At 47.8% G+C, this 11,817-nt stretch carries 8 protein-coding genes; 7 read left to right on the top strand and 1 reads right to left on the bottom strand.

The window, feature by feature from the left end; genetic code table 11:
* Nucleotides 1–31 precede the first annotated feature (31 nt).
* Complete coding sequence (locus VN105_RS16100) at nucleotides 32–613, top strand: sigma-70 family RNA polymerase sigma factor (protein WP_325642553.1); 582 nt, start codon at nucleotides 32–34, stop codon at nucleotides 611–613.
* Between the two features lie 69 nt (nucleotides 614–682).
* Here the strand turns inward: VN105_RS16100 and VN105_RS16095 are convergent, their stop codons facing one another.
* Nucleotides 683–2,521 (bottom strand): hypothetical protein, encoded by a 1,839-nt coding sequence (locus tag VN105_RS16095; RefSeq protein ID WP_325642552.1) that lies wholly within the window; start codon nucleotides 2,519–2,521, stop codon nucleotides 683–685.
* Between the two features lie 271 nt (nucleotides 2,522–2,792).
* On the opposite strand from VN105_RS16095, the gene VN105_RS16090 reads away from it, so the two are divergent.
* From VN105_RS16090 to VN105_RS16065, 6 genes are all read left to right on the top strand, one after another.
* Entirely contained in the window at nucleotides 2,793–3,365 is a 573-nt protein-coding gene (locus tag VN105_RS16090; protein ID WP_325642551.1) for an RNA polymerase sigma factor, read from the top strand.
* Between the two features lie 67 nt (nucleotides 3,366–3,432).
* On the top strand, nucleotides 3,433–4,473 hold the full coding sequence (locus VN105_RS16085) for a FecR family protein (protein WP_325642550.1): 1,041 nt from the start codon (nucleotides 3,433–3,435) through the stop codon (nucleotides 4,471–4,473).
* Between the two features lie 176 nt (nucleotides 4,474–4,649).
* Nucleotides 4,650–7,823, top strand: a complete 3,174-nt coding sequence (locus VN105_RS16080) for a TonB-dependent receptor (RefSeq protein ID WP_325642549.1) — start codon at nucleotides 4,650–4,652, stop codon at nucleotides 7,821–7,823.
* Between the two features lie 24 nt (nucleotides 7,824–7,847).
* On the top strand, nucleotides 7,848–9,248 hold the full coding sequence (locus tag VN105_RS16075; protein WP_325642548.1) for a RagB/SusD family nutrient uptake outer membrane protein: 1,401 nt from the start codon (nucleotides 7,848–7,850) through the stop codon (nucleotides 9,246–9,248).
* A 78-nt stretch (nucleotides 9,249–9,326) separates the two neighbouring features.
* Nucleotides 9,327–10,781 (top strand): glycoside hydrolase family 30 protein, encoded by a 1,455-nt coding sequence (locus tag VN105_RS16070; RefSeq protein WP_325642547.1) that lies wholly within the window; start codon nucleotides 9,327–9,329, stop codon nucleotides 10,779–10,781.
* A gap of 172 nt (nucleotides 10,782–10,953) precedes the next feature.
* On the top strand, nucleotides 10,954–11,817 hold an 864-nt coding region (locus VN105_RS16065), incomplete at its 3' end, for a zeta toxin family protein (RefSeq protein WP_325642546.1).

Below are 11,817 nucleotides of genomic sequence, written 5' to 3'. Positions count from 1 at the left end.
TCTTTGGAACTAATCCCATCATTCCAACATCATGCATGATAATGAATTATGGTACTCCTATAAGGAAGGAGATGTAAAAGCCCTGGAAGGATTATATGAACAGTATTATTCCCCGCTCACGAATTACGGATTTAAATTTACACCCGATAATGTATGCATAGAAGAAAGCATGCAGGATCTTTTCCTGAAGCTATGGCAAAACAGGGAGCGTATTGCACGTCCGGCGGTGGTGAAGCAATACCTGTATCTTTCCTTCCGGCGTATCCTGCTCCGTAAGCTGGAGTACAATCCATCCCGGCATGAAGAAGAACTGAGCGGGGAGCATATTCCCTTCCAGTTTGAACTTACCTATGAACACCCGATGGTGAAGAAAGAGCGGATGGCAGAACTCAGCGCGCAGGCAGATGTATTACACAGCACTTTAACTAACCGGCAGCGGGAGGCTGTATTTTTGAAGTATTATGAGGATCTTTCTTACGAGGAAATTGCAGAGATCATGCACATGAACACAGGGGTTACCAACATACTGATCTACCGGGCCCACGAACGTTTACGTGAGCAGTTCCGCAACTTTACCCTGCTCCTGTTCCTCTATCTCTTAAAGCGATCCTGAAAGGTTTTCTGTAAAATAATTTAATAAGATAAAAAGCAGCGAAGAGAAATCTTCGCTGCTTTTTTTATGCTATGCTGTTTTACAGAAAGCAATATGATCATGTACCAGCGGTATTTTCTGGTAACCGTTGGTAAGACCGAGCTGCAGGTCCAGCCAAAGGATATACGCGCATGGTTCCATGCCGGTGGTGGAGAACACCAGGCTGTTGTTGTGGTATTCTGCTGCAGCCGGTGGTGGCCCGCCGTTGAAAGCCGCCGGGAGTACCGGGTTGCCTTCAAAGCGGATGGTAAATGCTTCGATGTGCGGGTGTGCAATAGTGTACTGTGCGGTAACGGTGGTGGTTATACCGCCGCAACCGTGGCCGCTGCCGGTAGTTTCACCGATTTCGAGCATGGCTGCCGCAACAATATTTTCATCGCCGGTATAGCCCCAGCCCGGGTGTCTTCTTTGTTTATAATTTACATTGGATACTACTATTTTCTCCAGTGTATTGATGGCGGTGAGCGTAGTGGTGCCTACTTTCCTGGCTTCGAAAATGATCCTGAAAGTATGGATATCGGCTCTTTGTGCGGCTGGTACTGCGTTACCGGCTACGAGAACGGAAGGGGCGGTAAGATCAAAGTTATCCCTGGCGAAGGCGGTGCCGGCAGCATTGAGCGCCAGTTGCGAAGTATTGAGGATGGCCAGCACACCATTGGTAGGGGTAAAGATACCGGTGGTGAGGTTATTGCCGCGGGGCACGGGGATCCATACTTCGCCGGCGCTGTTAAGGGCCGGGGTAACAATCACGGATTCATGTGTCCAGGTGGTGGGACCGGTTTGTTTCAGCAGTTCACCTATTTTGAAAGGCAGCAATGCACTGAGCACCTGTGTGGCGCTAAGCTCATAACTGGTATCGGCGTTGATAATACGGAAGCGGTATTCCATTTCATTGGAGTTGGTGCCGCTGGGCAGCGTACCGTTGAGGTCCAGTGCCCCGTAGAAGGAGAGGCGGGGGATATCGGTGGTGTATCCCTGTGCATCAAACTGGGCGCCGGTAGGACCTATGTCGTAGGCGCCTACTCTTTCAAAAAGGGCAGGTACTTCATTGTTTGGGATAATGTCGTCCGGTACACAAAGTTCAATACAGAAGCAGGGACCCCGGTTGGTACGGTCCGCGCGGTGACCGGTACTGCGGTCCTCCTTCAGCAATACGGCGCCGGATACCGGTTCCGTGATGCTGAAATAAAGATCCGGGCCGGCGGGCCATTCTACATTGAGCCAGGGGGAAAGCAGGGTTTGGCTGAAGTCGGCCATAGTATAATCGATCCGGAAATGGCCGCTGGCATCGGTGAGCTGGCTGCCCAGCGGATCGTCCTGTAGCCAGTCTACATCAAAGGCTGCTACCCGCAAGCCTTCCAGGGGCTTCTGGGTTTTGCAGTTGATCACGCGGCCGCAAATAACCCAGGCGTCGTATCTGGCCCGGATAAGGCACCACCAGCGGTTGGGGATCGTATATTCCCAGGAAGCCAGGAAGTCATTTTCCTGTGCGCGCCACCGGGGTTGCAGTGTGGTAATGTGAAACTGCAGGGTGGGCAGCGGGCCGGGATAGGGTTTGGGCCGTGGCACATTGCCGCATTCGAAATCGATATCAAAGGCTTCGCCTTCATATTTGCTTTCCCTTCCGAGGGTGAAGGCGAAGTTACCTTCCGCATCGGTGAGGGTTTCCGCCAGCAGGTTGCCGGCTTTCTTTTTGGCGGCTTCCGCGGATACTTCATGGAAGGTTTCTTTTTCTGCGGCGGTAGCCTGCAGCACCACTTCCCGGGAAACGGCCGCGCGGTAAAGCCTGATCTTAACGTTGGCAATGGCTTCTATGCAGTATTTATCGCACAGAAGTCCTTTTAAATTGCCTTTGAACTGGTAGCTCATGACATTTTATTTTGGGGTTATCTGAAATAAGCGCAGGTGCTTTTGGGGTGTTTATCATCGGAACTTTTTGGGGACTGTTTGTACTGTTACAACAGCACCTGCTGCTTTAGCAAAGCTCCGCCTAAATTCATTCGTTATCAAGCGGATAAGTGCGTAAATTCAGAAATACGTAGATGTCGCGCAGTGGCGGAAAAGCGCTGATAAACGGAAAGGTATTTTGGGCATCCGGGAGAAAAGCGCTTATTTTGCCGGTTAGGTTTGGTAGAGCAATATGAAAGAAGACAGCAGCAATTATTCCCTGTATGATGAGGAGGATTTGGTGACAGCTTTCCAGGTGAGTGAAGATATGCGTGCGTTTGAAGAAATCTATAAACGATTCTGGTTCAAACTGTACAGTGCTGCGGTGAAGCGCACTACTTCCCGGCAGGAGGCGGAAGAGCTGATACAAACCATCTTTGAACGGTTGTGGACCAACCGGCGCAAAGTGGTGATCCACAATATAGGCGCTTACCTGGCGGTTTCGCTGCGGAATATCCTGCATGATTCCCAGCGTAGAAAAATAACGGCGGAAAAATACATGGAAACATTAGACGCCGATCCGCTGGTGAATACCACCGAAGAAGAGGTGAACAGGGGACTTTTGCTGAAAGACATCGAAAAAACCTTGCAGGAGCTGCCTGAGAAAACACAGGCGGTTTTCCGGCTCAGCCGTTTTGAAAATAAATCGGTCCGCGAAATTGCGGGCAACCTCGACCTCACCGAAAAAGCCGTGGAATACCATATCACAAAAGCCATAAAACTGCTGCGGCAGCGGCTCCGGGGCTATATGTCGTCCTTCCTGTAAAATTCTTTTACTTCTTTTTAGGGATTTAATTCAGTAGTGCGTCAATCATATCAGACAAACTGATGCCATGAGCCAATATGAATTTGACGACCTGCTTGAAAAATATCTTTCGGGAAAATACACTCCGCAGGAAGAGAAACTGGTATTGGCCTGGTACCGCTCTTTTATTGATGAAAGTGAAATAGAGATATCTGCGGAAGAAAAACAGCGTATTGAAAGCCGTATCTGGTCTAATGTAACGGCCACCGTAAATAACGCGGAACCGGAAACACCGGTGGTGCGGATGCGGCCCCGGCGGATAGCAAGACTGGCGGCGGCAGGTTGTTTGGTTTTGGTGGCGGCAGGCGCCTGGTACTGGTTATCGCACCGGCCGGCAGCTACGCCAAAAGACCTGTTTACGCAGGAACCCATTCCCGGCGGATATGTATCCGTTTTCAATGAAACGGAATCCAACCGGGAAGTGGCGTTGAGCGACGGATCGGAAGTAAAACTGGAACCTGGCAGCATTATATACTATCCGGAAACATTCGGAGGGCATACAAGGGATGTGTACCTGAGCGGGAACGCATTTTTCGAGATAGCGCATGACGCCGGTAAACACTTTATTGTACATACCAGTGAAGGCGTGCTGGCGGAAGTATTGGGCACCAGCTTTTATGTAAGCCACGATAAAGCCAGTCACAAAGTAGAAGTAGCTGTAATAACCGGTAAGGTATCTGTTTATGAACGGAAGAAAAAGAGGGACACCTTGTTTACCGCATCTTCCAACAGCATTATTATCACTCCCAACCAGAAGGTTACCTATAAAACAGAAAACAGCCAGTTTACCACTTCGCTGGTAGATGATCCGAAACCGGTAACCGCGCCGGAAAAGCAACGGGAATTTGCTTATGAAGACGCTTCCCTGCAGGACGTTTTAAAAGCGCTGGAAGAAACTTATGCTATTAACATTGAAACCGATAATACGCGTTTCAGTCATTGTCATTTTACGGGAGATATCACCAAACAGGATCTATACGAGAAACTGGATATTATTTGCCAATCTATCCAGGCATCATATGAAATAAAAGGAACAACCATTTATATAAAAGGAAAAGGATGTAATTAACAAACGCTGTATAAAAGTTTTAAAGAAAAAAACTGGTAATGTGGGGCATTACCAGTTTAGTAAAATTAACCGTTTGCCGCGGTTAAAATGCTCTATATCCGCAAACTTTCAATTAACGAAACAAAGCCACACAAGTTATGAAAAAAAAGCGATTCGCTGCCGTAATCTACTACGTTATGAGATTAACTGCTGTTCAACTTATTCTTGCTTCCGTTTTTTCACTGTCGCTGTACGCCAATAAGGTAAACTCGCAGTCTGTGCTGGAAAAACCGATCTCCATTTCGGCAGAGCAAACTTCCGTGCGGAAGCTGCTGAACCAGATCCGCAACCAAACAGGCGTGAGCTTCACCTATAGCAGTGATATGGTGGATGTGAACCGGAAGGTATCCGTAGCGCTGAAGTCCAGACAGCTGAAGGAATTTTTTGATGATATTTTAAAACCTATGGGCATCGATTTCAGGGTGATAGATAGCCAGCAGATCCTGCTGTACGCTACGCCTGAAGATGGCCGTCAGAATATTGTGGTAACCGGTGTGGTGAGCGGCGATGATGGAATGCCGGTACCCGGCGCCACGGTGCGAGTGAAAGGCAGCAATACCGGTACCACTACTTCGGTAGATGGTAAATTCACCGTTTCCGTTCCGGATAAACAGGCGGTACTGGTGATCTCCTTTATTGGCTACCAGCCGCAGGAAGTAACGGTGGGTGAGCAAACCAACCTTGCCATTAAGCTGCTGGCAGAAAACAGTAAGCTCAATGAAGTAGTGGTAGTGGGCTATGGTACCCAGCGGAAGAAAGACATTACCGGCGCAGTATCGGTAGTAAAGGCAGACGCTTTTGAAAGCCGTCCCATTGTAAGCGCCGCAGCAGGCTTACAGGGCCAGGCCGCCGGTGTTACTGTTACCGCGCCATCGGGTAAACCCGGCGCGGGCCTCAATGTAAGTATCCGTGGTAATACCTCGCTGAATGCCAGCAACAACCCGCTGTTTGTAGTAGACGGCGTGATTGTGCCTAACATCGATTTCCTGAATCCAAATGATATCGAAAGTTTCTCCGTGCTGAAAGATGCGTCTTCCGCAGCCATTTATGGCGCCAGCGGCGCAAACGGGGTGGTGCTCGTAACCACAAAGAAAGGTACCAATCAATCGAAGGTATTTGTGAACGCATATACCGGTATGTCCAACTTCGCAAAGAAAGTGGATGTGCTGAACACCGCCCAATACAAAGACCTGCTGACAGAACTGGGCATTACTGATCCCGGCAACCTGAACACCGACTGGCAGAAGGAAACATTTAAAACCGGCCGTGAACAAAATATCCAGGTAGGCGCTTCCGGTGGCAGCGATAAAGGACATTATTATGTAGCGGGTGGTTACCAGAAACAGAAAGGCGTGGTAGCTCCGGCAGATTACGACCGTTATTCTGTAAGGGCCAACATTGATAATAAGGTGAAAGACTGGCTCACGCTGGCTTCCAACCTGTCGTTCAACAGGTCCGTTTATGTAGATGTACCGGATAATAACGGTGTAGCAAGAGGCGGTACCATCCTGTCGGCTTTAACATCGCCGCCAACCATCGGTATTTTTAACCCGGATGGCACTTACACTTCCAACCCCAATAACAGGAGCTGGCAGAACCCTATTGCCTATGCTTTTGCACCGCAGCAGAAAGCTATTAACAACCGCTTCCTGGGTAATGTAAGCGCTGATTTCACGATATTGCCCGAACTGCATTTCCGCTCCAACCTGGGCGCTGAATCAGAAGGTTACCGCTACGATTACTTCCTGGATCCGTATTCCACCGACTATGGTGCAAAAGATAAGATCGGTTATGGTAAGTCGCAGTCGATAGAACGTTTTGTATGGTTATGGGAAAACACCGTGACCTATAACAAACAGTTTGGCAAACACAATGTAGGCGCCATGGTAGGCCATACCATGCAGGAATCAGACTACAATTTCACAGATGATATTGCCAAAGGATATACCAGCGATAAGATTCCTACACTCACAGGTTCTACCATCCGCGAAAAACAGGAAGTAACCAAAAGCCAGTGGGGCAAACGTTCTTACCTGGGCCGTTTGAATTATGGCTACGCCGATAAATACCTGCTCACGGCTACCATGCGTTATGATGGTTCATCCAGGTTTGCACCGGATGCACGTTACGGCTGGTTCCCGTCTGTATCCGCAGCATGGCGCATTTCCAATGAAGAATTTTTTAATAAGGGAGGATTTGTAAATGACCTGAAGATCCGCGCAGGCTGGGGTAAAACCGGTAACGACGGTATCGGTGATTACGACTGGCGCAGGCTGTTCACCAGCAATGGTACCGGTGGTTTGAACTTCACCAACCTGCCAAAGAACGATCTTACCTGGGAAAAAACCACGCAAAGCAACGTGGGTGTGGACCTGAGCATCTTCAATAACCGCATCAACATTACCGCCGATGCCTATATCAAAAAAACCAACGACCTGCTGGTGGATATTCAGACACCGGCCAGCTCCGGCTTTGGTACCCAGCGTTACAACGTGGGCAGCATAGAAAATAAAGGTCTCGAACTGGGTGTAAATGCAGTGATCATTGATAAGGAAGTGAAATGGAACGCCAACGGTAATATTTCCATGAACCGCAATAAGGTGCTGAACCTCGGACCTACACCAAGTTTAGGTTATGGAGATGTATATGAAAGAGGTAACGCTATCCGCGTAGAACCGGGTCATCCCCTCGGCGCATTTTATGGCTACGTATCAGAGGGCGTGGATCCCGCTACCGGTAACATGATCTATGCTGATCTTGATGGGGATAAAAAATTGTCGGATGGCGACCGTACCTGGATCGGCAATGCACAGCCCGACTTCATCTATGGCCTCACCAATAACATCAGCTACAAAGGATTTAGCCTGAACGTATTTTTCCAGGGCATACAGGGCAACGACATCTTCAATGCAACCCGCATGGAACTGGAAGGATTGTATGATTCCAAAAACCAGAGCACAGCTGTATTGCACCGCTGGAAACAGGCAGGTGATGTAACAGATATTCCCAAGGCGGAAAAGGGAAATACCATTAACAGTGCTTCATCTTCCCGCTTCGTGGAAAATGGCTCTTACCTGCGTCTGAAATCAGCTACGCTGAGCTACGGATTTTCAAATGAGATGCTGAAACATATCGGTGTAGGCCGGCTGAATGTATATGTAACAGGACAAAACCTGCTGACATTTACCAAATACAAAGGACTGGATCCGGAAGTAAGTAAAGATCCCGCCAATGGTCCGGCTATGGGCATTGACTACGGAACCTACCCACAGGCCCGTGCTTTTATTTTTGGTTTGAATGCTGAGTTTTAGTCTTAACAATTAATTATTCCAAGTATGAAACAATTCACTTCTTATATAGCAACCGGTTTATTCAGTGTGTTTTTGCTGTCGTCCTGTACGAAGGACCTGCTGGACAAAAAGCCGGTTTCCCAGTCGGAAACAGCTACCGCAGAATCTTTGCTGCTGGGCGCTTATGATAACCTGTATGATGAATATTATACCTCCGACTTCCTGACCAATGGAGATGTAACGGCAGATAATGCCTACGCCGGTGGCGATAACGCCGCCAACTTTTCTATTGATAAATTCACCGTTAATTCCATCAATGGTAATGTGAAGCGGGACTGGAGATACCTGTTTACCGATATAAAGAACTGTAACCTTATCCTGAGCATCACACCAACTACCGATGATAAAGGATTAACACCCGAGCGCCGCGAGGAGATTATGGGAGAAGCCTCTTTCCTGCGTGCCTGGCATTACTTTAACCTGATCAGGAGCTGGAAGGAAGTGCCCATCATCACTGCTATTCCATCCGACCTGCAGAGTATGTATGTGTCTAAGAAACCGGCGGAAGAAGTGTATGATTTTATCATCAAAGACCTGGAATATGCCCTCACCCGCGTACGTGATAATCCGCCTGCCGGTAACAAAGGAATTATTGCAAAGGGCGCGGTAAATGCCCTTCTTGCAAAAGTATATGCCCAGAAACCCAACCCCGACTGGAATAAAGTAGTTACCTATTGCGACGCGGTAACAGCAGGTGGTTATGACCTGGTACCCGATTTCGGTACCCTGTTCACCGTAGCAGGAAAAAACAATATTGAATCCATCTGGGAAACACAGTTCGATGGCATCTTACACCAGAACTGGGTAGCGGGCATGAATACACCGTTTATGTGGGGCGACTGGAAAAAGTTCAACATTCCATCCCACACTATTGTGGCTGCCTTTGATGCAGAAGGCGATGCAGTGCGGAAAGCAGCCAGCATAAAATTTGTAAATGTTTCCTGGACAGATGATTACTGGAAACAACCTGTTCCCGTGATCTACAAATACAATGATGCCGATGGTAAAAGCAACACCTACCGCCTCCGTTATGCAGATATCCTGCTCATGAAAGCAGAAGCATTAACAGAGCTGAATAAGCTGGATAACACCACCAACGGCGCTCAATACTACATCAATAAGATCCGGCATCGTGCAAAGCTGGGCGATACCCCGGCCAGAACCCAGGCAGAGCTCCGTCTCGCAGTGGAAAAGGAACGACAACTGGAACTGGCGTTTGAAGGCCACCGCTGGTACGATCTGCTGCGCACCAACCGCGCCATCGCCGTGATGAATGCCCAGAAAGATGGTGATGGTAAAAACCTGAACTACAATGTAACTGCGGATAAATTATACTTTCCTATTTCACAGGACGAAATAGACAGTAATCCAAACATCAACAAGTAAGTGCCTGAAAATTATAAAAATGAAAACGGAACGGGAGCCTGGATAACACCAGGCTCTTTGTTTAAATAGTTATTCCATATGCAGAAAATATTCAATTATATCATATTTGCAGGCGCCCTTGCGGTTTCCGCCTGCTCCGGCAGCAAAGGCATAACACAACCCGTAACCCCGGCAGATACCAACCGCACCGGCGGCGCCACGGTAAACTACTGGATTACCAGTGGTGATCAGCAAAGCCTGCTGAAACAAGCAGACATACAACCCGTATTCGCCACTGCTAACGCTAATGGTTACACGACCATTGAAGTTGATACCGCAACTACTTTCCAGGAAGTGGAGGGTTTCGGTTACACCCTTACCGGTGGCAGCGCTCAGCTGATCAATGCCATGAGTACTACCGCAAAACAACAGCTGTTGCAGGAATTGTTTGGCAATACCACCGGCAGCATCGGTATCAGTTACCTGCGTATCAGCATCGGCGCCTCTGATCTGAACACCATGCCGTTCACCTACAATGATGTGCCCGCAGGACAAACCGATCTGCCACTGGCGCATTTTTCACTACAGCCGGATATGGCCTCCGGCACTGGTCTGATTCCCCTGCTGAAGGAAATATTACTCATTAATCCGCAACTGAAAATACTGGCTACGCCATGGAGCGCCCCGGTATGGATGAAAGATAACGGCTCCTTTAAAGGCGGCATCCTGCAAACGCAGTACTACGAAGCATATGCGCAGTATCTCGTAACATATGTGCAGCAAATGAAAGCCGCCGGTATTCCCATTGATGCTATTACTCCGCAGAATGAGCCCCTCAACCCCGACAATAACCCCAGCCTGAAAATGGTGGCGGAAGCACAACGCGACTTTATCAAAAACAACCTCGGGCCGGCCTTTACGACAGCAGGGCTCACCACCAAAATTATTGTATACGATCATAACTGTGATCACCCCGATTATCCGCTCACCATCCTGGCAGATGCAGCAGCCGCGAAATTTGTGCACGGCAGTGCCTTTCACCTGTATGCCGGCGATATCAGCGCTTTATCCACGGTGCACACAGCAGCACCGGATAAGGCATTGTATTTTACCGAACAATGGACCAGCGCTACCGGCAGTTTTGACAGCGACCTGAGATGGCATATCAAAAACGTGATCATCGGGAGTATGCGCAATTACAGTCGCACCGCGCTGGAGTGGAACCTGGCTAACGACCCGGGCTACGGCCCGCATACACCGGGCGGCTGCACCGAATGTAAAGGCGCGCTTACCATCAGCGGCAACAATGTTACGCGCAATGTAGCCTGGTACATCATTGCGCATGCCTCCAGGTTTGTACCCGCAGGCGCAGTGCGGATAGGCAGCAACAACGGGGGCAATTTATACAGCGTGGCCTTTAAACGCCCTGATGGAAAAAAAGTGCTGATTGTATTGAATGATAATAACGCGGCGGCTTCTTTTAATTTGAAATATCAGGGGAAACAGGTGATCCCTCTTTTACCGGCAGGAAGTGTGGCTACTTTTGTGTGGTGATTTTTTTTTGAAGGAATTGATGGAAAGACGACAGGTTTGCTTGTCGTCTTTCTCCATTTTTGTTAATCATTTTCTATTAACCTTTTGTTCGCAGATGTTAGGTAATGATGAAATACTTTCGTTAAGTAAAACAATGAAGGGTACACAGCATCAATAAATTGGATAATAGTTAATGAGTCAGAAATATTCAAGAGTTTTAATAGAAGAAAAACAGGTTGAGTTCTTTTTAAAGCACGTGCTTGACTTTGATCCATCTGGTTTGGAAGGAATTATTCCGGGCATAGTTGAAGGGGAGATCGGTATTCTGAATGCACCATATGAAAAGCAAACATATTCAAGTAATGCGTATAGAGATAAGCATTTCTTTGATGAAGCATCCAGGGCACAATTAAGAGATTCAATTGTAAACGAGTTATTGCTCAAAACGAGGCTGGAGAACGATGACGATATATGTTTGGGTAAAGGAGGAGCCTTACCTGTTGGTGGTATTGACCGGAGTAGACAAGCATTTATCCTGATTGGTTTACCTGCATCTGGTAAATCCTTTATTGCCTGCCATATAGCAGATAACTTTGGCGCAATAATTTTAGATGCAGATTTTGCGAAAAGAAAGCTGCCGGAATACTCGGTATATGCCTTTGGAGCGTCGTTAGTGCATGAAGAGTCAAGTCTGATAATTGCGAACCCGGATCCACAGGCACCTTCTTTAGCATTGAAGTGCATTGATTTAAAGTACAACCTCGTTTTTCCAAAAATTGGACAAGACGTAAATGGGATAATAGATTTAGCTAAGTTCTTATACTCCCGGAAATATGAAGTGCATCTGACTTTAGTTTCTCTTTTAAGACAGAAAGCAACTATCCGGGCAATTCACAGGTATTATGAGACAAAACGATATGTTCCAATAGGGTTAATATTTGACGGCTATGGGAATGATCCATGCCTGACATATTATTTGATAAAGAATAGATTATATGATTTTATTTCCAGTTATGGTGCAATTTCTACAGACGTCCCTATGGGGCAGTTACCACAT

It is taken from the genome of Chitinophaga sp., assembly GCF_035564935.1.
GTDB lineage: Bacteria > Bacteroidota > Bacteroidia > Chitinophagales > Chitinophagaceae > Chitinophaga.
Note: the sequence above shows the minus strand (reverse complement) of the source record. Positions and strands in the feature narration are given on the sequence as shown.

What these genes read in the sequence shown, in the direction of transcription:
- VN105_RS16075 (WP_325642548.1), top strand. Translation starts at nt 7,848, where the DNA reads ATGAAACAATTCACTTCTTATATAGCAACCGGTTTATTCAGTGTGTTT.
- VN105_RS16100 (WP_325642553.1), top strand. Translation starts at nt 32, where the DNA reads ATGCATGATAATGAATTATGGTACTCCTATAAGGAAGGAGATGTAAAA.
- VN105_RS16090 (WP_325642551.1), top strand. Translation starts at nt 2,793, where the DNA reads ATGAAAGAAGACAGCAGCAATTATTCCCTGTATGATGAGGAGGATTTG.
- VN105_RS16080 (WP_325642549.1), top strand. Translation starts at nt 4,650, where the DNA reads ATGAGATTAACTGCTGTTCAACTTATTCTTGCTTCCGTTTTTTCACTG.
- VN105_RS16095 (WP_325642552.1), bottom strand. Translation starts at nt 2,521, where the DNA reads ATGAGCTACCAGTTCAAAGGCAATTTAAAAGGACTTCTGTGCGATAAA.
- VN105_RS16070 (WP_325642547.1), top strand. Translation starts at nt 9,327, where the DNA reads ATGCAGAAAATATTCAATTATATCATATTTGCAGGCGCCCTTGCGGTT.
- VN105_RS16085 (WP_325642550.1), top strand. Translation starts at nt 3,433, where the DNA reads ATGAGCCAATATGAATTTGACGACCTGCTTGAAAAATATCTTTCGGGA.